Source organism: Hyphococcus lacteus (assembly GCF_041058985.1).
GTDB lineage: Bacteria > Pseudomonadota > Alphaproteobacteria > Caulobacterales > Parvularculaceae > Hyphococcus > Hyphococcus lacteus.
Genome location: NZ_JBEHZE010000001.1, coordinates 2025112 through 2049296 on the forward strand (window position 1 = coordinate 2025112; position 24185 = coordinate 2049296).

Genomic DNA, 24185 nt, shown 5'->3' on the forward strand with positions numbered 1-24185 from the left:
CTTTGGTTTTGCTATATTTGACCCGACTCTTGGGTCGAACGATATGGTAATATTTAGCGATGGGGTAATTGTTCATTTCGGAGGTGATATGCAATTTACACGGATGATTGCGGCAGGTGCTGTTTGCTTTTCAGCATTATTTGCTGCGAACGCTGTTCGTGCGGAATCAGTTGAAATTCGTGAATGGAAAGTCCCGTTTGAAAACTCCCGTCCTCGAGATCCCTATGCTGAAAGTGATAGCTCAGTTTGGTTTGCGGGCCAGCGCGGCGGCTATCTCGGACATTTGGATGCAAATACAGGCACAATATTTCGGGTTGAACTACGCGAAGGCTCGGGGCCACACAATTTGATTATCGGGTCTGACGGTGTTGTGTGGTATGCGGGTAATCGGCATGGCTTGATTGGCCGATATGATCCGTCCACAAAGGAAATTGAAGAAATTGCAATGCCTGATGAAGCGGCGCGTGACCCGCATACGCTTATATTTGACGAGAACGAGGAGAACATCTGGTTCACGGTCCAGGGCGGAAACTTTATGGGCCGAATGAACATCGAAACCCGGAAAGTGGATTTGATTCCATCAAAAACAGAGCGTTCACGGCCCTATGGTATCAAGATGGCACCTGACGGGTCCGTTTGGGTGGTGTTGTTCGGTACAAACAAGCTGGCACATATCGACCCGGCGACATTAGCGTTGACCGAAATTGACTTGCCGCGGGAAGAGACCAGACCTCGGCGAATGGAAATTACGGCAGATGGCCGTATCTGGTATGTGGACTACGCAACCGGAACTTTAGGGGTGTATAACCCTAAGACCAAAACAACCGATGAATGGCCCATGCCTCAAGGCGAAAATGCGCGGCCCTATGGCACAGCATCTGACACAAGCGGCCGTATTTGGATTGCGGCTAGTGGGGTTAGCCCAAACGTGCTTGTCGGGTTTGACCCATCCTCAGAAGAATTTTTTAGTTCGACTGAGGTGCCTTCTGGTGGCGGTGTAATTCGCCATATGCATTATCATCAACCCACGGGCGCTGTGTGGTTTGGTACAGATACAAACTATATTGGTCGCGCTATCGTTGAGCAGCCGTTGCAGAATTAGGATGCAGAATTAGAATGGTGTTGCGGCTCTTCGCGTGTTTCATAGCGGGTATGGTCATAACCGCCATGCCCGCTGCGGCTAATCCTGGCGGTGCGCCATGGGGCGCATCAGATCCACAATCTATCCAGAATTGCCATTCGTGCCATTTTGACGGCAAGCCGCAAATGAATTCTATGGCGATTTCACTTGATGGGTTACCTGATAGAATTGATCCTGGTGCGACCTATACGCTAAATTTGCGTTTTGCTAAGCCTGCCGGCACGGTTGCGGGGTTTTTGGCTTCCGCTTCAGCCGGTAGATTTTCGGCAACGGACGAAGCGCTAGAGGTCAATAGCGGTCAGATTAGATCGACAGAACCAAAAGCCGGAACGGTGCCCAGACACGTAAAATGGCAATTTGAGTGGAAAGCGCCAGACAACATGGGTGAAGTGATCATTATGATTGCTGTTAACGCTGCAAATGACGATCAATCAAGCTTTGGCGATGAAATTCACTTTCGTACATTTACCGCAAAATCAGATTGAAATTACTGCCAGCGTTTCGATAGCTTCTGATCAATTTCATTAGCAGCAACTTTCTCCGCACCCTGATAGCCAGTGATGTGATCTGCTACAAACGGATTGTTTTGTCGTTCGCGATTAAAACTTGATACGTCGCCATGACCGGGGACAAATTGCAAATCGCCTAGGGGCCATAGTTTTTGCGTGATTGAGTTGATCAATGTCTGATGATCGCCGCGCGGGAAATCTGTCCGGCCAATAGATCCTTGAAACAGAACGTCACCAACAAAAGCGATATTCGCACCTTTATGATAGATCACCACATGACCAGGTGTGTGACCCGGCGTATAGACCACATTAAATTCGATGCCGTCGAGATTCAGCGTGTCGCCGTCATTTAGCCATTTATCCGGCGCGCAATTTTCACCCATGCCTGGGTGGCCATACTTTGCCCAATGGTCAGCAATTTCGTCGAGCCAGAAAGTGTCTTCTTTGTGCGGACCAATAATCTGTGCACCGGTCGTTCGTTTGATGGCTTCTGCGCCGCCCGCGTGATCGAGGTGCCCATGGGTTAGCCAAATCTGTTCGATTGTCGCGTCAAATGCCTTCGCGGCTTCCAGAATTTTTTCCGGCTCTCCACCAGGATCAACCACAGCCGCCTTACCAGAGGCGGCACGAATGATCGAACAGTTCTGTTGGAACGGTGTCACGGGGACGAGGCGGACCTGAAAGGGCGGGTTTTGTGTCTGATCTTTATTCATGCCCGTTTCATAGCCGCTGGGTGTGGTTATGGCTAGCGTTCACTTGGTCGCTGGTCACGAAGCAAATAGCGGTAAATACCGATCAGATTGATCACCGTTAAAACAACATTTTGAAGCAGAAGACCGTTTTCATTTTCGGCAAATGAGAAAGCAACCCATAGAACAGAGGAAACCGTGAAAACGATAAACGCAATGCCCGTGACACGGGTGCTGATATGTGCGGCGACTAGGGTGGCGGCGGCGATCCCGGTGAAGGTCGCCGCCCATTGAATTAAATCTACGGGTGTTTGGGGCATTTTCGAAGGCTAGGCCGCTTCAAACTCTTTTTCGTCCATGGGCATGATTGCGGCTAGCACCACCTTTTTGCGTGCGTCGAAACGCTCGCCCATTAGATCTGCGGTTTCTTTTGATAACAGCTTTTTCGCCGTGGGGAAGAAGTCGTCTTCTTCCTCATCCATGTGGTGTTCGATAATCTCGGAAAGCGCACCGAACTTTACGCCCCATTCTTCTGAGGTCACGGGGAAAGTATCGAGTTCCTCCAAAAGTCCGTTGGCGACATGATGCTCGTTCAAGGCCTCGTACGAATCTTTGCTCATCTTGGTGACATCGCGAAGGAAGTTATAGAAAACGGCCTCTTCGACTTTATGATGTGCCCACATGTCATTTTTAAATGTGGTGAATAGTTCAAGCCGTGTTTTTTCTGCGCGCGCGGTCGTATCCTTTAGTTTGGACATTACCTCGCGCGCTTCGTCATGATCCTTCTTGATACGATCAAAGATATTCATGCTCTTCCTCCATATTTCGGAAAGAGAACACGGTCGCCATGAAAAGAGTTCCGGCAGGTTTAGGCCGCTTTATTTAAGCCCTCAACGAAACGCCGGAAGATGTAAAAGCTGTCTTCTGGGCCGGGTGATGCTTCGGGGTGATGTTGAACCGACATAGCCGGCGCATCTTTTAGGCGGATGCCAGAATTGGAGCCGTCAAAAAGCGAAACGTGGGTTTCTTCGACATTGTCCGGCAAGTTTTCGCCATCTACGGTAAAGCCGTGGTTCATAGAAACGATTTCCACTTTGCCGGTAGAAAGGTCTTTAACCGGATGGTTTGCGCCGTGATGCCCTTGGGCCATTTTTTTAGTTTTCGCTCCGGCGGCAAGTGCCAGCATTTGATGCCCAAGACAAATCCCCAATGTGGGAACTTTATTCGCAATCAGTTGCTTTATAACGCCTACGGAATATTCTCCCGTAGCGGCGGGGTCGCCGGGGCCGTTTGATAGGACGACGCCGTCGGGGTTTTTGTCCATGATGTCTTCGTATGACGCTTGAGCAGAGACGACTGTTACCTGACACCCTTCACTCGCGAGGCGGCGCAGGATGTTGCGCTTTACGCCGTAATCAATCACTACGATATGCGGGCCGGAACCATTCTGATTGCCATAACCGACATTCCACGCCCAACCGGTTTCCGCATGCTGATAGCTTTGTAAAGTGGTGACGTCCTTTGCGAGGTCACGCCCCTCCAGGCCTTCCCACTCCGCGGCGCGTTTCACCATCGCTTCGATGTTGAACTGTCCAGCCGGGCTATGGGCAATGACGGCGTGTGGCATGCCTTTTTCACGAATGAGGGCCGTTAGGGCGCGGGTATCAACACCAGCAATACCGATGATGCCGCGACGGCGCATCCAGACCGAAAGATCGAGCTGTGCGCGATAGTTTGACGGGTTGGTGATGGGTGCGCGCAAAATGGCCCCGCGAGAAGCCGTAGAAGCGGCGGGAGAGGCATTCTCCACATCCTCGCCATTCACACCCACATTGCCGATATGTGGGAAGGTAAAGGTGACCAGTTGGCCTGCGTAAGATGGGTCCGTGAGGATTTCCTCATAGCCCGACATGGCAGTATTGAAGCAAACTTCGCCCACTGCTTCGCCGGTTGCGCCGAGCCCTTGTCCGTAAATCGTTGTTCCATCAGCTAAAACCAGTACGGCGGTTGGTTTTTCGGCAGGTGCTTGACTAATCTTCATTGATGCATATCTCTTCCCGGCTTTATTGCTTCATTCGCCAGCGCGCAGGAGCGGACGAAATTGGTTCACGCGGGCGCGTAAATTGGCCGGAAGCTAAGCGAAGGGCCGAGATGGGTCAACAACGGATAAGAACGAATTTATCCTTAGATAACAACCACCTAAACATTAAAGAGCGCGAGCGGCGCATTTCTTGAATTAAGATGCATGCAAGCGACGGAGAATCAAATGCTCAGAGAGCAAATCGACACGGGTCTAAAAGCGGCAATGAAAGCCAAAGATTCGAAGCTGCGCGTAACAACACTGCGGCTCATCAATGCTGCGATCAAGGATCGGGATATCGCCGCACGCGGTGAAGACCGCTGTGAAGGCGCGACAGAAGAGGAAATTCTGGCGATTCTGACCAAAATGGTCAAACAGCGCGAAGAAAGCGCAAACGCTTTTGAAAAGGGCGGGCGGCCAGAATTAGCCGAGCAGGAACGCGCAGAGATCGAAGTGATTCGTGAGTTTCTGCCGCGTCAGCTATCTGCGGGCGAAATCGAAAATGCCGTGAGCGAAGTCATTAAGGAATATGATGCCTCGGGTCTCAAAGACATGGGCAAGTGCATGGGTGCGCTTAAGGATCGTTATAATGGCTCGATGGATTTCGGCAAAGCCGGTAAGCTCATGAAAGAGAATCTGTCGTAAGATATCTTTATGGCGCTGTCGTTTGCGACAGCGCCATATTTGACCATTCAGCAAAAATCCACCTCTATATTTAAGCTGCCTCTCAGGCGGCTTATTAGTGGTGAATATTATGGCTGCCTCCGACCCTGTAACTGGCGCATTCGCGACCAAAGATGGCCGTCGTTATGACCTCGACTGGTTGCGGGCCATCGCCTTTGGGCTTTTGATTTTCTATCATATCGGAATGTTTTACGTGACTTGGGATTGGCACGTAAAAAGCGTTTATGCGAGCGCGGCAGCCGAACCATTCATGCGTATCGTCAATCCTTGGCGACTGGCGCTTTTGTTTTATATCTCCGGTGTTGCCGTTCGGTTTGCTACAGATAAAATTCAATCCGGCTCCCAATTTGCCGTATCGCGATTGTTACGGCTCGGCCTGCCTATACTTGCTGGCGTGATTGTTCTCGTGGCACCTCAAACCTATTTCGAGCTGCGCCAAGATCGAATAATAGAGCCGGGTTATTTTCCGTTTTATTTGAACTATCTAAGGCTTGATCAGATATACCCGATCATCACACCGACATGGAATCATCTGTGGTATGTCGTATATTTATTAGTGTACATATTATTGATTGTACCGTTTCTGCCATGGTTGCGAAATCTAGCAGAAGGGCGAGCGGTACAAACGTTAGATTGGATCGCTGGTGGTCCTGTTCGGTTGCTTCTTTTGGTGCCGATCCCTTTCATTATCTACGAGTTGTGGCTGTCGCCACAATTTCCGACAACCCATAATTTAGTATTTGATTGGGCTAATCACGCTCATCGGTTTTCTATTTTCATGCTCGGTTATTTTACGGCTAAGCATTTGCGATATTGGAATAGCGTAGGTCGCGCCTTGCCTTTAGCGACCGGCATTGTCGTTAGTGTTTTAGCGCTGCGGATGGTTGAAACATTTCAAATTGTCTCGGCCGATAAAATTGCCCCCGTTGTGGGCGGTATAATCGACGTTTTATATGCGTGGTCGTTTATTGTTTTGTTGATGGCCTTGGCGCAGCGATATCTGAATCGCGCATCGGCGGCGGCGCGATATGTAACCGGCGCGGTGTTCTGTTTTTACATCCTGCACCAGACGATCATCATTGTTGTCGGTTATTACCTAACGCAGATGAAGATAGGTGCAGGAGGTGAGTTTCTTGTCCTGACTTGCTCGACAATTTTGGGATGTATCGCCGGATATGAGGTCGTGCGGCGGGTACCCTTTTTGCGGATTATGCTCGGTATAAAGACGAATAATGAAAGATCTAAAGCTTGAGTGTTACTTCAAAAGTGCTTTTGCGTTAGTCACTGCTTGTGAAATGAAAACGGCACCCGATGGGTGCCGTTTCGTGAGCCCTTAAGCCATGTCTTTCGCACGTTTTTTTCGTAGATGCGGCTTCAGCGCAATTTTCCGAAGGCGAATAGATTTTGGCGTGACCTCGACGAGCTCGTCATCATCGATATAGGCAATCGCTTGTTCGAGCGACATGCGTTTGGGCGGGGTTAGTTTAACCGCATCATCCTTACCGGCGGCACGGATATTGGTCAGCTGTTTTGCTTTTAGCGGGTTCACATCAAGATCATTTGGCTTGGCGTTTTCACCAACGATCATACCTTCATAAATTTGCTCACCGGGCTGAATAAACATCACGCCGCGTTCTTCGAGGTTCCAAATCGCATAAGGAACGGCTGTGCCGTCGCCATTGGAAATAAGAACGCCATTGCGACGCCCTTCGATCGCGCCTTTATAGGGGGCATGTTCAAGATAAGACCGGTTCATGACGCCGGTGCCGCGCGTATCCGTCAGGAATTCGCCGTGATAACCAATCAGCGCGCGCGAAGGTACATGCATAATCAAGCGCGTTTTACCGGCACCTGCGGGTTTCATCTCGACAAGGTCGGCTTTTTTCTGAGACAATTTTTCAATGACGACACCCGAATAGTCATCATCCACATCAATGACGACTTCTTCGATAGGTTCAAGCGCCTGACCATTTTCATCAAGCTGCGTCACTACACGTGGTCGCGATACGGCAAGCTCAAATCCTTCGCGGCGCATGTTTTCGATCAAAACGCCGAGCTGTAGCTCGCCGCGACCGGCCACTTCAAAAGCATCCTTTGCTTCAGTCTCAGAAATAGAAATGGCAACATCGCCTTCGGCCTGACGCATCAGACGTTCGCGGATAACGCGTGATTGTACTTTGTCGCCTTCGCGGCCAGCGAGAGGTGAGTCATTGGGGGCAAGTGTGATGGAAAGCGTTGGGGGGTCAATCGGCTGTGCCGGCAATGGTTCCGTTGCAGTGACATCGCAAAGCGTATCTGACACTGATGCTTTTGAGAAACCGGCAATGGCGATGATGTCACCGGGCGTGGCTTCGTCAACAGGTTGTCGTTTCAGACCACGGAATGCCAGAACTTTGCTGACCCGTGCTTGCTCAATCAAATCGCCGTTACGCGATAGTGCTTTCATGGTAATGCCGGGCTTCGCTTTGCCGGAAATAATTCGGCCCGTTAGAATCCTTCCGAGAAATGGATCCGCTTCGAGCGTGGTTGCCAACATGCGAAACGGCTCTTCATGGGCACCGTCATCAACCGTCGGTGCAGGGATGCGATCAAGGATCGTTTCAAAAAGCGGGATCAGGTTTTCACGTGGACCTTCGAGCGAATGGTCAGCCCAGCCATCACGGCCCGCCGCGTAAACAACAGGGAAATCGAGTTGCTCGTCATTGGCACCAAGAGCGGCGAACAAATCAAAAGCTGCATCAAGGGCGGTATCGGGATCTGCACTTGGGCGATCAACCTTGTTGAGGACCACAATTGGCTTCATGCCGAGAGCGAGCGCTTTTGAAAGAACGAACTTGGTCTGGGGCATCGGCCCTTCGGTAGCGTCGATAAGAAGAAGGCAGCCATCAACCATAGAAAGGATGCGCTCGACTTCGCCACCGAAATCAGCGTGGCCCGGCGTATCGATAATATTGAGACGGACAGGCTCGTCGCCGCCTTCCCAAAGCACGCTTGTGCATTTTGCGAGAATGGTAATCCCGCGCTCTCGTTCGATGTCATTTGAGTCCATCGCCCGTTCAGCCATTTCGGAATTCTCGCGAACGGCACCCGACTGGCGGAGCATTTCATCGACAAGGGTGGTCTTACCATGATCGACATGTGCGATGATGGCGAGATTGCGGAGGGGAATATTGCGTTGCGTCATAGGGCGGGACGTGCGCGTTTTCTAGGAAATTAGCAAGCCCTACTAGGGAGATTTGGCGTAGAAAAGAGGGGTGAAGGCATGCTATGCGCCGCGTTCGGTTGCGCCTATACATCATAGAGTGCTTCGTTTTCGCTAGCGCCAAACCCGATTGAGCCATCATGGTCCGTTTCACGCCTGATTTTTTGGATGAGCTGAAAGCCCGTTTACGGCCTTCGGATGTCATCGGGCGATATGTAAAGCTTAAGAAGCAAGGCAATGAATGGGCAGGGCTTTCGCCCTTTAGCCAAGAAAAATCCCCAAGTTTCTTCGTCAATGACCAAAAGGGTTTTTACCATTGTTTCTCCAGCGGGAAGCATGGCGATGTCATTTCCTTTCTTCAGGAAACCCAGCGCCTGTCGTTTTATGAGGCGGTGGAGCAATTGGCTGAGGAGGCCGGCCTACCACTGCCGGTTGAGACGCCAGTTGAGGCTGCGCGTGCGGAAAAGGCCAAGGGCCTCGCTGAGGCCTGCGGGGCGGCGGCGAAGTTCTATGCCAGTATGTTGCATCGTTCTGATGGACGGGGGGCGATGGAATATTTGCGGGGCCGGGGCGTCACCGACGAACAGATTAATCAGTTCCAAATTGGGTACGGCCCATCCGGGCGGAACGCCGTCAAAGACTATTTAATCAATCAAGGTTTCACCGATGAAATCTTGATCGAGGCGGGGCTTGTTATAAAGCCGGACGATGGATCGGCTAGTTTTGACCGGTTTCGGAACCGCATCATGTTCCCGATCTTTGGCGCGCGCGATCGGGTGATTGCTTTTGGTGGTCGGGCGCTAGATCCGAATGCGCGGGCGAAATATCTAAACTCACCGGAGACACCCTTATTTCATAAAGGCTCGGTGCTTTATAATTTTACGTCGGCACGTATGGCTGCTGCTGAAGATAAAGCGCCGCTTATGGTCTGCGAAGGCTATATGGATGTGATTGCGCTGTGGGGAGCAGGCATCAAACGTGCGGTGGCTCCTTTGGGTACGGCGCTTACGGAAGATCAATTAGCGCTGTTGTGGCGGGCCTCTGACGAGCCGGTTCTTTGTTTCGATGGTGATAAAGCTGGTATTGGGGCGGCCTATCGTTCGGTTGATCGGGCAATGCCATTGCTAAAGCCGGGTAAGTCCCTCAGCTTTGCGTTTTTGCCCCATGGTCAGGACCCTGACGACCTGCTTCGGTCAGAGGGCGTGAGCGCCATGAACGATGTGTTGGAGACTTCACGGCCGTTGGTGGATGTGCTCTGGGAGCGCGAGATCACCACCCGGTCGCTGGAAACGCCAGAACGCCGCGCAGCGCTTCGGTCGCATTTGCGCGATTTGGTCAAGGCCATCACCGACAAAGACGTGCGGAACGCCTATGGCGAGGAACTGAGCCAACGTCTTTCGGCGCAATTCAAGCCGCCACCTCGTGAGCGCTATGATCATGGCGAGCGGAAACAATGGAAGCCGAACCCCCAAGCGAAACGAGGCGGAAAACCGGGGCAGGGCTTCCGTTTTGCGGCTGAGCCACGGCCAACACCGGGTCTGAAAGGGCCATCCCAATGGGTGCGTGAAGCGACATTGTTATTGGCCGCAATTAACCACCCCGCGATCGTTGAGCGGCACGAGAATGCGTTTTTTGGGCTCGATCTTGTGGATTCTGACCTGAAACTGCTGTTGGCAGAGGTTTTAACAGCGATTTCCATTGATCCAGCACTTGACAGCGGTGGGTTGAAAAGCCATCTCAGCCAGACCGGCGCGGCAAGAAGCTTGGAGCGGATCCTTAATGATTCCCAGCTCTCGAAACATAAATTCTTGCGCCCCGACACAGAGATTGACGAGGTAGAACAGGGGTTCATGAACGCCCTGGCGCATCACCTGTTTGAATCGACCCACAAACAGGAGGTCGCCCGCTCGGCGTCTCAGATATTCACAGACGGCGATGATGCATGGAAAGCGGCAACGGCCGCGCGCGAGGAATTGATCAATTCGAGTAAGGGGGCCGGAGACGATAGCACAGACGGGGGATCGTCTGGTGGTCTGGTGGATGCACTCGAACGCATGAAACAAACCGTAGAGAAAAAATTCGGTCGGTAAGGAATTTGGCGAAATGGCGAATAAAGCGGCGGCAAAAAAAGAGGCGGAAACACCGGAATCTGGTGATGGTCCGATCCTCGATCTAACAGACGCGCACGTAAAAAAGCTGATTAAGACAGCGAAAGCGCGTGGATATGTAACCTATGACGAACTGAACAAGGTTCTACCATCCGAAGAAGTCTCTTCTGAACAGATCGAAGATATCATGTCCCAACTTTCTGAGATGGGCATTAATGTTGTCGAAAATGAAGAAGAAGACGACGACGCCGCTGAAGAAGCCGAAGCAGCGCCAGCAAAATCAAAAGCCGTCGCCGTTAAAGACGAAAAGAAAACCGGCGTTGTAACAACCAACACCGGTGCTTCCGCTGACCGTACCGATGATCCGGTGCGGATGTATTTGCGCGAGATGGGCACAGTCGAACTTCTGTCGCGTGAAGGCGAAATCGCCATTGCCAAGCGGATCGAAGCGGGCCGCGAGACGATGATCCGCGCGCTTTGTGAATCGTCGCTGACCTTTGAGGCGATCACGGTTTGGCGTGACGAGCTGCAGGAAGGCCGCGTGTTGCTGCGCGATATTATCGACCTTGATGCGACCTATGGCGGTGGCCCGGAAGCCCGCCCTGACATGACCCAGCCGGAAGTGGCCGAGCGCGTTAATCGCGAAGAGGCCGAGAAAGCTGAGACCGCAGAAGACGACGATGATGATTTCGACGAAGGCGCATTGTCATTGTCGGCAATGGAAGCTGAGCTGCGCGATGGGGTGATGCTCACCTTTGACCAGATTTCCGACGACTATAAAAAGCTGCGTCGTCTTCAGGACATCATGATCGAAGAGCAGTTGAAAGGTGAAGACCTTTCGGCATCTCAGACCCGTCGTTTCAAAAAGCTGCAAAAAGAGATCGTCGAGCGCGTCCGTTCGGTTCGCCTCAACAATCAGCGTATCGAAGCACTGGTCGGCCAGCTTTATGACATCAACCGCCGTTTGATGGCGCTCGAGGGTAAGCTTGTTCGTTTGGCCGATAGCTATGGCGTCAATCGCCAGGAATTCCTCGCCGATTATATTGGCTCTGAGTTGGACCCAGAATGGTTTGATCGGATATCGGCTAAAACCGGCAAGGGCTGGACCAATTTCACCACCAAAGCCATGGACCAAGTCAATTTGATCCGTGACGAGATCGGTGACCTAGCCACAGAAACCGGCCTCACGGTTCAGGATTTCCGCCGCATTGTGTCTATGGTGCAAAAAGGCGAGCGCGAAGCGCGCATTGCCAAAAAAGAAATGGTCGAGGCGAATTTGCGTCTCGTGATTTCGATTGCCAAGAAATACACCAATCGCGGGCTGCAATTCCTTGACCTCATTCAAGAGGGCAATATCGGCCTGATGAAAGCGGTGGATAAGTTCGAATATCGCCGTGGTTATAAATTCTCGACCTATGCCACATGGTGGATCCGTCAGGCGATTACGCGCTCTATTGCTGACCAAGCCCGCACGATCCGTATTCCGGTGCACATGATCGAGACGATCAACAAAATCGTCCGGACGTCGCGCCAGATGCTCCATGAAATCGGTCGTGAGCCAACACCGGAAGAGCTCGCGGAAAAGCTTTCGATGCCGCTCGAAAAAGTCCGTAAAGTGATGAAAATCGCGAAAGAGCCAATTTCGCTCGAAACGCCAATCGGCGACGAGGAAGATTCGCATCTTGGTGACTTCATCGAAGACAAAAACACCATCCTGCCGATTGATGCGGCGATCCAATCGAACCTGCGCGAGACAACAACGCGGGTTCTGGCGTCACTAACGCCACGGGAAGAGCGGGTTCTGCGGATGCGTTTTGGTATTGGTATGAATACGGACCACACGCTCGAAGAGGTTGGTCAACAATTCTCGGTTACGCGCGAACGTATCCGCCAGATCGAAGCCAAAGCCCTGCGTAAGCTGAAACACCCAAGTCGATCACGCAAATTGCGTAGTTTCTTGGATAACTAATCAAAAAAGCCCCGGTCATCCGGGGCTTTTTTTATAGTCGATATTTTTCCGAAGAGTGTAATCTCCCTTTTACCTGACGGCGTTATACTGCACTCGAATTCAGACGATGGGCTATCAGCATGAATATTGTTTTCAAGACGGTGTGGGCATTTATCCTATGTGGTGTCATGACGTTAGTCGTGGGCTGCACCGAAACAACGGACCCCACCACCCAAGAACCTGTTGACCCAAAGCCCGGCCAGTATGAAATCACTTTGTCCGGTGCCGGATTGATGAAAAACATGAAGGAAGAACCGCACAGCTATTGCCTTTATGAAAGCGAGCGCGATGCATTTCCGCATATGCTTGCGAAAAATTATTATGAGCTTCATCCCGGTTGCCGCGCCAAACATGATCCGCGCGAAGGCAATGCAATCAGTGGTGTGATATCTTGTTCCGCCGACCCAAAGATGGCGACGGGCATGAACAGTTTTGTCTATAAGGGCGTGGTCGGTGAGGAGCGGACAAAGGTTGATGTGCAGATTAAGTTCGACGCGCAACTAAAACAAGGCGCAGGCGGCGAGATGAGCGACACGCAGCTAAAGCTAGCCATGAAAGCCATGGAGCGAATGCGCTTTGTGATCAAGGCGGTTCGCACCGGCGATTGTTAGCGGGCATTTTGTTGAATGGTCCATTTGTGATTATCCGCTGACGTAAGCGATGCGAATCACGTAGAGGGATAGGAATTCAACAAAGGATTTTCCCATGACCTCGCCCGTCGGATCAAAAGCCAACAAGTCAAAATTCGATTGCTATGATGACCTTGCTGAGGATGAGCCGTATTTCGTCATCCGCGCTGATGACCCGTTGTCGGATGCGCTGATTGAGCTTCATGCCTATATCGGTGCCGGGCAATCCGGTGCGTCCCACAACAAGCTGGCAGAGATCATGGAGCTAACGCGAGAGCGCCCGCCGCGCCCGTCGGACTCGCCAAAATACCGCGAGACTTTTGCGATTTCACAGGCGATGGAAGTTTGGCGTCGTAACAACAAGCGGTAGTCGCTTTTGTACTCGTGATTTCAATCCACTAGCGGCTGCGATACACTCTTGCGTGTAATTGCGCATTCGCTAAGGTTTGCGACGAATTTAACCCCGGCCTCATAAAGGCTGAAAAGGAGGAAAAAATGGCGGTAGACGGTAAATGGAACATCACGATTAAAACGCCAATGGGCGACCAGACTGCGCTTTTGACGCTAAAGCAAGATGGCGATGCGCTGACCGGTGAAATGTCGGGTTCTGCGGGTCAGTCTGCGATTGAAGACGGCAAAGTTGACGGCGACAAGCTGACTTGGGCAGCGAAAGTGACTTCGCCGATGCCGATCACGCTTGAATTCGAAGCGCTTACCGAAGGCGATGCGATTTCGGGCAACGTAAAATTAGGCGCATTCGGTACCTCGACATTCTCAGGCACTGCGGCCTAAATTCAGCCTATGCAAAGATTCGCCGCCGCCATAGCCGCTGGTTTTGCGCTCGCTGCTTGCGGCGGTGAACAGCCAACTGATGCCGTCATAACGCAAAGCGGTACAGCACCGCCCTCCGATCAAGAGCGTTATGTGGCCGCCGCCGAGAGCGCGGCCAGTCTGGATTCCCTCGGTCAATCATTTGTCAAACTCGCGCTTGCGCTCGGCGAGCATGATCCAGCGTTCGTTGATGCCTATCATGGGCCGACTGAATGGGCGGACGCTACCAAGACAGAGGCTCGTTCGCTTGAACAGCTACAGATGGATGCACAAGGATTATTGATCTCTGTGGCCCGTGCCAATGCTGATGAAGAGACTGTGCGCGGGGCGATGCTTGAAAAATTGATCCGTGCTGCACTCACGCGCATCGAGATGACACAGGGCGAGGCCTTTCCCTTCGATGAAGAAACGCGGCTGCTTTATGATGCGGTCGCGCCGCAATATTCGACCGCAGAATTTGACGCTGCCATAGCCGAGATAGACAGGTTGCTGCCCGGTGAGGGACCTGTTCATGATCGGGTTGATGCGTTTCGCAATTCATTGGCGATTCCGGCGGAAAAGTTGCAGGCGGTCTTTGATGCTGCGATTGATGAATGTCGCGCGCGGACGCTGGCGCATTATGATCTGCCGACAGATGAACAGTTTTCTCTGGAGTTTGTTACCGATAAACCGTGGAGCGGGTATAATTGGTATCAGGGTGAATTTGAGAGCCTCATTCAAGTCAACACAGACTTTCCGATTATCATCGACCGCGCCGTGGATCTTGGGTGCCACGAAGGGTATCCGGGACATCACACTTGGAATGTTATCCTCGAGCGTGACCTGTTGAACGAAAAAGGTTGGATCGAGTATTCGGTGTACCCATTATTTTCGCCGCTGTCCTTAATCGCCGAAGGGTCTGCGAATTTTGGCATTGAACTGGCTTTCCCCGGTGAAGAAAAAATTGCCTTCGAGCGCGATGTTTTGTTTCCCCTTGCGGGATTAGATCCGGCAGATGCAGCGACCCTTGAAGCCCTCAATGCAATGCGCGAAAAGCTTTCGCATTCACGTAATCATGTAGCGCGTGAATATCTTGATGGCCGAATTGATCGTGATCAAGCCATTGAGATGATCATGAAATATCGGTTGGAAGGACGCGACCGGGCTGAACAGACCGTGCGTTTTATAGAAACCTATCGCGGGTATGTGCTCAATTATAATCTGGGCCGGGATTTGGTCGCGGGATATGTTGAGCGAAATAGCAGTGACGATGAAAATGCGTGGGATGCGTTTGAAACATTGCTGAAAACGCCGCTTTCCGCATCGGATATTGCTGCACAATGACATTGAAATCGTTGACCCAGCGAGTCCACCTATGGGCTGGTCTTTTTCTCGGCGTTCAAGTTTTACTTTGGATGTTGAGTGGCGTCGTCATGAGTTGGTTCCCCATAGAGCTGGTGCGTGGGGAAGTGAGTGCCTATTCCGCCCCGGATATCCCCCTTGATGCCCAGACCTATGCGTCGCCCGGTGGGATTATTGCCCAAGCTGACGGTGCGACTTCGATTGAGCTACGGCGTTTTATGGGGAAACCAGTTTATTTGGCACGGGGCGAAAATGGCGCTACGGGCATTTATGATGCGTCGAGTGGTGAACGAATCTCGCCCTTAAACGAAGCGACGGTCCGTAAAATTGCGAAACAGGATTATGTGGGCGAGGGCAACATAGTGCATGCGGCGCTTATGTCGTATCCACCCCATGAATATCGTGCGGAGCGCCCGGTTTGGCGCGTTGATTTCGACGACAAGTATCATACACGCCTTTATATTTTGCCGAACACTGGCGAGGTGAGGTCGCGCCGCAATGACATATGGCGTCTTTATGACTTCTTCTGGATGTTGCACATTATGGATTATGGTGAGCGCGAGGATTTTAATAATCCGCTGATCATGGTGGCGTCGCTAACCGGATTTATTTTTGCGCTTTCAGGCGTGATCATTGTGTTCTATCGCTTGGGTCGAGGGCGATATAAGAACGATCTGTCGTTGCTGACAAAAAAACATCCGCAGAAAAATAGAGATGCAGACGACAAAAATATTGATAGCATTTCGTAATTAAAAAAACGCCGCGCATATGCACGGCGTTTGTTACCGGAGGTGCTTCGCGTTTTTAAAAAGCGAAGTAAACAGGCTCAGGCCCGGAAAGAGATGGTTCTTCCTCGGCGTCTTCATCATCGACCTTAGCCATTTTCTTTTCATCTTCTTCCGGACAGGTCCCATGTTCGGTAGAAGCAGCGGCGCGCGCGTTAGTTGTTCTGGCGCTCGCGTCGAGAAGGAACGATAAAAATGCCCGAGATTTGGATTCGTTCGTTTTCGTCTCTTCACCAATGCTGGAGCCAGCATTAGCGGAAAAATAGACCGAGCCGGGACTGGCGTTAGCCGCGCCCAACATCATAGCGGTCATCGCCGCCAAGCTCGTGGCTGAGTGAATAAATTTGCCCATAATAGATTCCTCTCCACGGAGAATATGCGCGTGTCAGGCTATTGAGCGCAAGAAAATTCATGCGATGAGATAGGGCTAGTTACCTTACGATGAGGTAATATTTTCGCGAGGTGAGGGAAGAAAATGGAAGATTTTTCCGGAAGGTGCCGGTTTGTGGCGACTTCCGGAAAATTGCTCGTTTGCTTAAAGCGCGTCTAACGCGGGTGTAAACGCAGTGTTCAGCGCTTCAGCGACGGCTTTGTAGGTGACTTTGCCGCGGTGCACATTAAGCCCCTCACGAAGATATTGGCTTTCTTTGAGGGCATCTGTGCCCTTATTCGCCAGCATCAAACCATAGGTGAGGGTCGCGTTATTCAGCGCGTGGGACGACGTCAGCGGAACAGCGCCCGGCATGTTTGCAACGCAATAATGGATGACGTCGTCTACCACATAGGTTGGGTCTTGGTGTGTGGTGGCTTTGGACGTTTCAAAACACCCGCCTTGGTCGATCGCGACATCAACAAGGACTGAGCCTTCTTTCATGCCTTTAAGCATTTCACGGGTCACAAGCTTAGGTGCGCTTGCACCAGGAATGAGAACGGCACCAACCACAACATCTGCGACATCGGTTTCTTCGTCGAGTGCTTCGAACGTTGAATAGCGGGTCTTTGCGCGGCCCCCAAATAACTCGTCAACTTCGGCAAGGCGTCGCTGCGAACGATCAAGGATCGTAACGTCAGCACCAAGACCAACGGCCATACGGGCCGCATGAGTACCAACAACACCGCCGCCAATGACAAGGACTTTAGCCGGTAAAACGCCGGGTACGCCGCCCATCAATAATCCGCGCCCGCCCTGGTGCGCCGTTAACGCATAGGCAGCGGCTTGAATTGAAAGACGCCCTGCAACTTCGCTCATTGGTGCCAATAACGGCAATCCGCCATGCGGGTCAGTTACGGTTTCATAGGCAACAGCCGTGACACCAGAATCGATCAGTCCCCGCGCCTGTGTCGGGTCCGGAGCAAGGTGAAGATAGGTGTAAAGAATTTGTCCTTCACGGAGCTGCGCCCATTCGGTGGGTTGGGGCTCCTTAACTTTGACGATCATGTCGGACTGAGCAAAGACCGTTTTTGCGTCTGGGGCAATTTTGGCACCGGCGGCTTGATAATCCGCATCTGACGCTTTGATTCCGGCACCGGCTCCGGTCTCGACCAGAACGTCATGCCCGTTTTGAACATATTCGCGAACGCTCCCTGGTACGAGACCGACGCGGTATTCATGGTTTTTGATTTCCTTAGGCACACCGACGCGCATAAGGCCCTCCTTTCTTTGACTGCTTGAGTTGAAATAATATTCTTATTTTTGAGGATATGATTGATATTTTTTAACTCTATTATTTTTCTGACGAATTATGTTCTAAATACATGTGACTGAAAGAATATGCTTCAAACATCAGGATTGCCCTCTATGGATAAGTTCGACGCCGCCATTCTCAAGATATTACAAGAAGACGGACAGACGCCTTTTTCTGAGCTAGGTGAACGCGTCGGTCTTTCGCCGTCTGCCTGCCACAAGCGTGTAAAAGAGCTTTGGCGCACCGGAATGATTGCCCAACAGGTTGTCATTTTAGACGAGGCCAAGGCGGGCCTAGAGACATCGGTATTTGTGCAGGCGACGCTAAAAAACCAACAGGAAGCGACGCTGACAGCCTTCGAAAAGGCCGTTAAACACCACCGCGAGATTATGGAGTGTTATCTGATGGCCGGGCTATCGGATTATCTGTTGCGGATACTCTGCCGTGATGGGGCGGATTATGAACGCATTCACGCAGATATTCTGACGCGGCTCCCCGGTGTTGATCGGGTCATCACAAATTTTGCCATCAGAAAAGTCTTTCGCCGAACCGCAGTCCCGCTCTAGGGGACGATACCGTTAAGGTTTCAATAATAAGATTAAATTTGCGGTTAACCGATTAAGGTCCCCGCAAATATTCAGGCTCATTCTAGGTGTGCAACAACTGAATGAGGACAAAATGCTGACAACCGCGCGTGTTGATATCCCTGGAACGGTCTCTGCGCGCCTTAAGCAGACGGCGAGCTACTCGGATAACGTCAATGATTATGCCCGCGAAGATCTGTTAGGGTTTCGCCGGCCAGTTGCCGCTGCATTTGCGTTATTGGCGCCGCTAACGCTGGCGTTCATCCATTATTCTGGCGGTTTGGTGATGACGGCCCAAGTGGCCACGATCATCGCTGGTCTGGTCGGCTGTGGCTTGGTCGTGATTGGCCGCGAGGAATGGCCGAACATTGTCGCCAAATTCCAGTCTTGTGTGTCTATGAAACGAAAAGCGATTGCGGACCTCCGTTGCGGATTTGGAGAGGCCTCATTTCTGAGTAACGGACGGGCACCGCGCGTGTTCTCCTATGACCATGGCGTGCTGATTTTTGCTGATGCAGGCGACTTTAAAACGCTATTTTTTGATATCGCGAATGACGGCACGGACCCGCGTTGGGAAACCTATCAACGCGGCGAGATGAACCATCGGGTATGGCGGTGGCTCAGATTGCCCGTATCCCGCGAAATTGTTCAATTCTCGACCGAAGGTTCGCGGCTGGTGCCGTGTGATACGCCGCAGCACATTCGATCAATCGAAGCGTGGGAGGCCATAAATTTGGCGCTGGGCGAGCCTTTGGATGGGGCGATCATCCACCAGCCATTTGATGAGATGGTGGAGGGGGTCGAGCGACTTCTCTGATTGGGGTGAATTTCCCCTCTTACATTTGACCGGGGCCGCTGCTACATGGCCTCTATGGCGACACTTATTGATAATGTTGGCGTGGATGCAAAACCCCGCCACCCCGAAAAACAAAAGCGCGAGGACAGCCCGGTCCTGCGAAAGCCGGAATGGATTCGCGTAAAGGCACCGGTTTCAAAAGGGTTCAATCAAACCCGAGACATTGTCCGCTCAAAGAACCTGACAACCGTGTGTGAAGAAGCGGCCTGCCCAAATATTGGCGAGTGCTGGGACAAGAAACACGCGACCATGATGATCATGGGCGACACCTGCACCCGCGCTTGTGCATTTTGTAACGTCAAAACCGGATTACCTGAAGCGCTAGATGCGCAAGAGCCGCAAAATGTGGCCGCAGCCGTTTTTGAAATGGGGCTTAAACACGTCGTTATCACGTCGGTTGACCGCGATGATTTGAGCGATGGTGGCGGAGAACATTTCGCAGCCGTTGTGCGCGCGATCCGTGAACGCTCGCCAGAAACGACTATTGAGATTTTAACGCCGGACTTCTTGCGTAAAGACGGCGCGGCTGAAATTGTTATCGATTCAAAGCCAGATGTGTTCAATCACAATTTGGAAACCGTGCCGCGTCTCTATTTGTCTATTCGTCCGGGTGCGCGCTATTTTCATAGCTTGCGCCTTTTGGAGAGGGTCAAAGAACGTGATCCGGAAATGTTCACGAAGTCCGGCATCATGGTCGGTCTTGGCGAGACCCGCGAAGAGGTCATGCAGGTGATGGATGATATGCGTTCAGCCGGTATCGATTTTATCACGATTGGTCAGTATCTTCAGCCGACCCGTAAGCATGCGCCAATCGACCGTTTTGTTCATCCTGACGAGTTCAAGTCTTATGAAACCGTAGCACGGGCAAAAGGGTTTTTGATGGTTTCGTCATCGCCTTTGACTCGTTCTTCCCATCACGCTGGTGAAGACTTTGCGCGGCTACAGGCCGCCCGTGCTGCCAAGCGCTAGACGGAGACATTCATGATTAAGCTTTATGATCTCGCTCTCGCGGACGAGGACATACGTCCGAGCCCTTATTGCTGGAAGGTCAAATTTGCGCTTTTGCATAAAGGGCTAGAGTTTGAAACGGTGCCATTGCACTTTGCTGAAAAGGATAATTATCCTGATCAGGAACATGGGTTGCTTCCTGTGCTCGAAGACCGCGATGAAATGATCGCGGACAGCGGTAAGATCATCGCATGGCTTGAGAATACCTTTCCTGAAAAGCCGCTGACATCGACACCCGGCGAACGTGCGGCAGTTGAGTTCTACAATGCGTGGCTGGGGGCAGTTTTGTTGCCAACGCTCGTTCCGTTGTTGTTTGTTCGTATTCACGCGGCGGCCCATGAGGACGACAAAAACCATTACCGAACCACGAGAGAGAAAAAACTCGGTGCTACGTTAGAAGAAGCAGCATCAAAACCGGGACTTAAAGCGGAAGCCGAAGCAGCGTTTAAAACCCTTGCAATGCCGTTGGCTGGATTTCGGTTTTTGGGCGGAGACACGCCAAATTTAAGTGACTATACAGTTTTTAGTTTTGTCATGTGGATGCGTTCGGTTACTGGCGACGATTATCTTGAATTGCCGCAGCCGGTTGTTGCATGGGTTGAACGAATGCTTGATCTTTTTGACGGCTACGCCCGAAAGGCCAAACGGATCTCGTGACGGCTCGTAAGACGACAACCGATGTTCCTTACACGGCAGAACAGATGTTTGATCTGGTCGCCGATGTAAAGCGATACCCCGAATTTCTTCCGTGGTGTAACGCCTTGCGTATTGTGAAAAGTGATGTTGCCAACGGGCAAGGCACCATGACGGCCGATATGGTTGTCGCTTACAAAGTATTTCGTGAGCGTTTTCGTAGTCAGGTCTCGTTGAATCGTTCAGAACAAGAGATCGAAGCAGCCTATCTTGATGGCCCCTTTCGCAACCTCGAAAATCACTGGCGTTTTGAAGATAAACCCGAGGGTGGGTCACGTATCTATTTTGAAATTGATTTCGAGTTCAAAAATTTTCTTTTACAAGCAACCGCGCAAGCTGTCTTCGACAAAGCGTTTGGCCGTATGAGCGACGCTTTTGTTGAGCGCGCACACGAAGTTTACGGCGATTAGTCTGCGTTTCCTAAGCTCGTAAGCACAAGGTGAAGCGCGGTTTCTGTGGCTTTTGCCCGAACAAAGCTGCGAGAGCCATCTGCAAACACTCGGCGTTCCACCCGCGTTACGCCGTTTCGATCACAAAGCCCAAACCAGACAAGCCCAACAGGTTTTCGATCTGTACCACCACCAGGACCGGCGATGCCAGTTACGGAAACCGCCAGATCAGCGCGTGAATTGTTTACCGCGCCCCTTGCCATCGCGCGTGCGACCGGGGCGCTGACAGCGCCATGTTGTTCAATTAAATTCATGGGAACACCGATCATTTCAGCTTTGGCTTCGTTTGAATAAGTAACGAAACCACGCTCAACAATAGCCGAAGATCCCGGTATGTCGGTAAGGGCTGCCGCGATCATTCCGCCGGTGCAAGATTCCGCAGTCGCGATCATCAACCCTTCGGCACCAGCTTTATCGATGACTGACTGGGCGAGGGACCATATTCGGTGGGTCTGGCTCATGATTGCTCAATCGGTAGGGCGATGGTCGCCGTTGCCATGGCTGCGATTCCTTCGCGGCGGCCAGTAAAACCAAGTTGTTCCGTAGTCGTTGCTTTAACCGAAACGCGAGTGTCGCTAATATTTAGGATTAGTGCTATCGCCGCGCGCATTCGATCACGATGGGGACCAATTTTTGGGGCTTCACACATAAGCGTTACATCACAATGGGTGATTTTACCGTCGCGACGTGCCACAAGGTCACGCGCTTTTTCCAGAAAAATGTGGCTCGGCGCACCTTTCCATTTTGCCTCCGAAGGCGGGAAGTGATCACCGATATCTCCTTCGCCGATGGCACCCAATATTGCATCTGTTAAGGCATGCATACCGACATCAGCGTCGGAATGACCTTTGAGCTTTTGTTCATGGGGAATTTCTACGCCGCAAATAAAGACGGCATCACCATCTTCGAAAGCATGTACGTCAAAGCCGTGGCCGGTTCGATATTCCATTTGTTTTGCTTTCCGACCAAGAATGATTTCAGCCATACCAAAATCCTCAGCCTGCGTAATTTTCATATTGTCGGGTGAGCCAGCCACAAGCGCAACTTTCAAGCCAGCGGCTTCGGCGACGGCGGCATCATCGGTGTGTTGCTGGCCTTTAGCGTCGCGATGGGCGCTAAGGATTTTATCAAAGTGAAAGCCTTGCGGTGTTTGTGCTCGCCAAAGCGAGTCGCGTGGTACGGTGGCTTCGATCAAACTGTCGCCACGCTTTATGGTGTCATGTACAGGAAGGGCGGCAATCGCGCCGTCATTTGTATTGAGCGCATTGATTACGCGAGTGATTGTTTTTTCATCAATAAAGGGTCGCGCAGCATCGTGGATCAAAATGCGCGCAGGCTTATCGGCAGTCAGGCTTTCAATCCCCAGCCGTACCGAGTCTTGGCGTTCTTCGCCGCCGGTTACCGGTTCCAACAGCTTTTTGTGTTTTAGCAATTCCCCTAACGCGGCGTCGTATTCATCGCGGTCGTCGCGATGGATAATGACCCGGACTGCGTCGATATCTCGGTGGCTTAAAAAGGCTTCGGCCGTCCACGCTATAACCGCGCGTCCTGCAAGACTACGATATTGTTTGGGTCCGCCTTGTCCGGCGCGGGTGCCGCGTCCGGCGGCGACGATGATGGCGACAGTATTTACCATGTTTTCCTAATGCGATTTGTAAGCCGAGGGTTTAACGGCTAAATAGCCGGTTCGCCAAGGATGCCTATCAATAATGATTCAGATTGCCGATCATAAGCTCAAGAATAATGTCGCTTTGGCACCGATGTCAGGGGTGTCTGACCTGCCTTTTCGGCGGGCGGCTGCGCGTTTCGGGGCTGGGCTTGTGGTGTCGGAAATGGTCGCCAGTGAAGAATTGGCACGGGCAAGGCCTGATGTAGTGCGCCGCGCTGAGGGTGACGGCGAGATTTTCCCATTTGTGGTGCAGCTTGCCGGGCGCGAAGCCCGTTGGATGACCCAAGGTGCAAAACTGGCTGAACAGGCCGGTGCTGACATTATTGATATTAATATGGGGTGTCCGTCGCGCCAGGTGACGGGCGTGCTTTCTGGCTCGGCGCTGATGCGCGATCTTGATCATGCAATGACGTTAGTAGAGGCAACGGTTGCGGCAACTGGCTTGCCGGTTACGCTCAAAATGCGTCTTGGTTGGGACTGGAACAGCCTCAATGCGCCAGAGCTAGCCGCGCGGGCCGAGGGCGCTGGCGTGAAATTGCTCACAGTTCATGGCCGCACGCGCAACGATTTTTACAATGGTCATGCGAATTGGGGGGCTGTGCGCGCCGTTAAGGATGCGGTCTCCATTCCGCTGATTGTCAATGGTGACATTGTGGACGAGACCACAGCGCGAGAGGCCTTGATGCAATCGGGCGCTGACGGTGTGATGATTGGCCGGGCAGCAACAGGTCAGCCGTGGTTGGCCGGGTGTCTTGCAAAAGCGCTTGAAAACGGTGAGGCCGTAATGCCGCCGCCATTGGCAGTGCAAGCTGATGCGGTTTTATCCCATTATCGAGAGACAATTGAGCATTACGGCGTGCCGCTTGGGGTTCGTATGGCGCGGAAGCATTTGGCCGCCTATGTCGACCTTGCGCCCCTAGATATCGCGCCGACGGAGCGACGGGCATTTCGGTCTGCGCTTTGCCGGTTGTTCAACCCTGACCGGGTCGTTGAGGCGCTCGAGGGCTTTTACGCAGGTGATTTTGAGTGCTTAGAGAAATCAGCCGCGTGAGGTATTCACAAGCTTGGTCACGCTGAGTTTTCCACAGGGCAGATTTCCTCCTGTTTCATTTTAGCAACAAATGTGTTGATTTTCGGCAACAACGGACGCAACATCCTCTTCTCTTTCCCGTGGCCTATGGGGTGTAAGCCTTTTGGGGCGAGGAGAGCCGATGCGTAGATCGCGCAGATATAA

At 52.0% G+C, this 24185-nt stretch carries 26 protein-coding genes; 17 read left to right on the forward strand and 9 right to left on the reverse strand.

Annotation, left to right across the window (positions count from 1 at the left end; translation table 11 throughout):
* Positions 1-88: 88 nt before the first annotated feature.
* Positions 89-1102 (forward strand): Vgb family protein, encoded by a 1014-nt coding sequence (locus tag ABFZ84_RS09660; RefSeq protein WP_369313814.1) that lies wholly within the window; start codon positions 89-91, stop codon positions 1100-1102.
* 50 nt (positions 1103-1152) lie between these two features.
* Positions 1153-1626: a choice-of-anchor V domain-containing protein gene (locus ABFZ84_RS09665; RefSeq protein ID WP_369313815.1), complete on the forward strand. Its 474-nt coding sequence runs from the start codon at positions 1153-1155 to the stop codon at positions 1624-1626.
* A 2-nt stretch (positions 1627-1628) separates the two neighbouring features.
* Here the strand turns inward: ABFZ84_RS09665 and ABFZ84_RS09670 are convergent, their stop codons facing one another.
* Genes ABFZ84_RS09670 through carA form a run of 4 tightly spaced genes read right to left on the reverse strand, consistent with a single transcriptional unit; the run spans position 1629 to position 4380 of the window.
* Positions 1629-2363: an MBL fold metallo-hydrolase gene (locus tag ABFZ84_RS09670; protein WP_369313816.1), complete on the reverse strand. Its 735-nt coding sequence runs from the start codon at positions 2361-2363 to the stop codon at positions 1629-1631.
* Between the two features lie 32 nt (positions 2364-2395).
* A complete protein-coding gene (locus ABFZ84_RS09675) occupies positions 2396-2659 on the reverse strand; it encodes a hypothetical protein (RefSeq protein ID WP_369313817.1) in 264 nt (87 codons plus the stop codon).
* 9 nt (positions 2660-2668) lie between these two features.
* The gene (locus tag ABFZ84_RS09680) at positions 2669-3148 is read right to left on the reverse strand and encodes a hemerythrin domain-containing protein (RefSeq protein ID WP_369313818.1); all 480 of its coding nucleotides are present in this window, start codon (positions 3146-3148) and stop codon (positions 2669-2671) included.
* A 59-nt stretch (positions 3149-3207) separates the two neighbouring features.
* Entirely contained in the window at positions 3208-4380 is a 1173-nt protein-coding gene (gene carA, locus ABFZ84_RS09685) for a glutamine-hydrolyzing carbamoyl-phosphate synthase small subunit (protein WP_369313820.1), read from the reverse strand.
* A 225-nt stretch (positions 4381-4605) separates the two neighbouring features.
* Here carA and ABFZ84_RS09690 point away from each other — a divergent pair, with 225 nt between their 5' ends.
* Both ABFZ84_RS09690 and ABFZ84_RS09695 read left to right on the forward strand, forming a co-directional pair.
* Complete coding sequence (locus ABFZ84_RS09690; protein WP_369313821.1) at positions 4606-5064, forward strand: GatB/YqeY domain-containing protein; 459 nt, start codon at positions 4606-4608, stop codon at positions 5062-5064.
* A 109-nt stretch (positions 5065-5173) separates the two neighbouring features.
* The gene (locus ABFZ84_RS09695) at positions 5174-6355 is read left to right on the forward strand and encodes an acyltransferase family protein (protein ID WP_369313822.1); all 1182 of its coding nucleotides are present in this window, start codon (positions 5174-5176) and stop codon (positions 6353-6355) included.
* Positions 6356-6436: 81 nt separating this feature from the next.
* Here ABFZ84_RS09695 and typA read toward each other — a convergent pair whose 3' ends face one another.
* Positions 6437-8287, reverse strand: a complete 1851-nt coding sequence (gene typA, locus ABFZ84_RS09700) for a translational GTPase TypA (RefSeq protein ID WP_407067081.1) — start codon at positions 8285-8287, stop codon at positions 6437-6439.
* Positions 8288-8445: 158 nt separating this feature from the next.
* On the opposite strand from typA, the gene dnaG reads away from it, so the two are divergent.
* The 7 genes from dnaG to ABFZ84_RS09735 all read left to right on the forward strand — a co-directional run bounded on the left by dnaG (position 8446) and on the right by ABFZ84_RS09735 (position 15971).
* Positions 8446-10395, forward strand: coding sequence for a DNA primase (gene dnaG, locus ABFZ84_RS09705; protein ID WP_369313823.1), 1950 nt, complete (start codon positions 8446-8448; stop codon positions 10393-10395).
* Positions 10396-10408: 13 nt separating this feature from the next.
* On the forward strand, positions 10409-12382 hold the full coding sequence (rpoD, locus tag ABFZ84_RS09710; RefSeq protein ID WP_369313824.1) for an RNA polymerase sigma factor RpoD: 1974 nt from the start codon (positions 10409-10411) through the stop codon (positions 12380-12382).
* Between the two features lie 119 nt (positions 12383-12501).
* Positions 12502-13032: a DUF3617 domain-containing protein gene (locus tag ABFZ84_RS09715; RefSeq protein WP_369313825.1), complete on the forward strand. Its 531-nt coding sequence runs from the start codon at positions 12502-12504 to the stop codon at positions 13030-13032.
* Between the two features lie 94 nt (positions 13033-13126).
* Positions 13127-13420, forward strand: a complete 294-nt coding sequence (locus ABFZ84_RS09720; RefSeq protein WP_369313826.1) for an aspartate decarboxylase — start codon at positions 13127-13129, stop codon at positions 13418-13420.
* 125 nt (positions 13421-13545) lie between these two features.
* Positions 13546-13842, forward strand: coding sequence for a hypothetical protein (locus ABFZ84_RS09725; RefSeq protein WP_369313827.1), 297 nt, complete (start codon positions 13546-13548; stop codon positions 13840-13842).
* A gap of 9 nt (positions 13843-13851) precedes the next feature.
* Positions 13852-15204 (forward strand): hypothetical protein, encoded by a 1353-nt coding sequence (locus tag ABFZ84_RS09730; protein ID WP_369313828.1) that lies wholly within the window; start codon positions 13852-13854, stop codon positions 15202-15204.
* Entirely contained in the window at positions 15201-15971 is a 771-nt protein-coding gene (locus ABFZ84_RS09735; protein ID WP_369313829.1) for a PepSY domain-containing protein, read from the forward strand. Before ABFZ84_RS09730 ends, ABFZ84_RS09735 begins: the two co-directional genes overlap by 4 nt.
* Positions 15972-16026: 55 nt before the next feature.
* On the opposite strand, the gene ABFZ84_RS09740 is transcribed toward ABFZ84_RS09735, so the two are convergent.
* Together ABFZ84_RS09740 and ald are read right to left on the reverse strand one after the other, a co-directional pair.
* Positions 16027-16359, reverse strand: coding sequence for a hypothetical protein (locus ABFZ84_RS09740; protein WP_369313830.1), 333 nt, complete (start codon positions 16357-16359; stop codon positions 16027-16029).
* Positions 16360-16542: 183 nt separating this feature from the next.
* Positions 16543-17652, reverse strand: coding sequence for an alanine dehydrogenase (ald, locus tag ABFZ84_RS09745; RefSeq protein ID WP_369313831.1), 1110 nt, complete (start codon positions 17650-17652; stop codon positions 16543-16545).
* A 153-nt stretch (positions 17653-17805) separates the two neighbouring features.
* Between ald and ABFZ84_RS09750 the strand changes: the two genes are divergently transcribed.
* The 5 genes from ABFZ84_RS09750 (at position 17806) to ABFZ84_RS09770 (ending at position 21243) form a co-directional block, all read left to right on the forward strand.
* Positions 17806-18258, forward strand: coding sequence for an Lrp/AsnC family transcriptional regulator (locus ABFZ84_RS09750; RefSeq protein ID WP_369313832.1), 453 nt, complete (start codon positions 17806-17808; stop codon positions 18256-18258).
* Positions 18259-18370: 112 nt separating this feature from the next.
* Positions 18371-19093, forward strand: a complete 723-nt coding sequence (locus ABFZ84_RS09755) for a hypothetical protein (protein WP_369313833.1) — start codon at positions 18371-18373, stop codon at positions 19091-19093.
* 54 nt (positions 19094-19147) lie between these two features.
* Positions 19148-20101: a lipoyl synthase gene (gene lipA / locus ABFZ84_RS09760; RefSeq protein WP_369314563.1), complete on the forward strand. Its 954-nt coding sequence runs from the start codon at positions 19148-19150 to the stop codon at positions 20099-20101.
* Between the two features lie 12 nt (positions 20102-20113).
* Positions 20114-20797 (forward strand): glutathione S-transferase family protein, encoded by a 684-nt coding sequence (locus tag ABFZ84_RS09765; RefSeq protein ID WP_369313834.1) that lies wholly within the window; start codon positions 20114-20116, stop codon positions 20795-20797.
* Positions 20794-21243, forward strand: coding sequence for a type II toxin-antitoxin system RatA family toxin (locus ABFZ84_RS09770; protein WP_369313835.1), 450 nt, complete (start codon positions 20794-20796; stop codon positions 21241-21243). Before ABFZ84_RS09765 ends, ABFZ84_RS09770 begins: the two co-directional genes overlap by 4 nt.
* Here the strand turns inward: ABFZ84_RS09770 and ABFZ84_RS09775 are convergent.
* Entirely contained in the window at positions 21240-21743 is a 504-nt protein-coding gene (locus ABFZ84_RS09775; RefSeq protein ID WP_369313836.1) for a CinA family protein, read from the reverse strand. The genes ABFZ84_RS09770 and ABFZ84_RS09775 overlap by 4 nt on opposite strands.
* On the reverse strand, positions 21740-22918 hold the full coding sequence (locus ABFZ84_RS09780; RefSeq protein ID WP_369313837.1) for a bifunctional 2-C-methyl-D-erythritol 4-phosphate cytidylyltransferase/2-C-methyl-D-erythritol 2,4-cyclodiphosphate synthase: 1179 nt from the start codon (positions 22916-22918) through the stop codon (positions 21740-21742). The genes ABFZ84_RS09775 and ABFZ84_RS09780 overlap by 4 nt, the downstream gene beginning before the upstream one ends.
* A gap of 73 nt (positions 22919-22991) precedes the next feature.
* On the opposite strand from ABFZ84_RS09780, the gene dusB reads away from it, so the two are divergent.
* Positions 22992-24002 (forward strand): tRNA dihydrouridine synthase DusB, encoded by a 1011-nt coding sequence (dusB, locus tag ABFZ84_RS09785; RefSeq protein ID WP_369313838.1) that lies wholly within the window; start codon positions 22992-22994, stop codon positions 24000-24002.
* Positions 24003-24185: the final 183 nt, after the last annotated feature.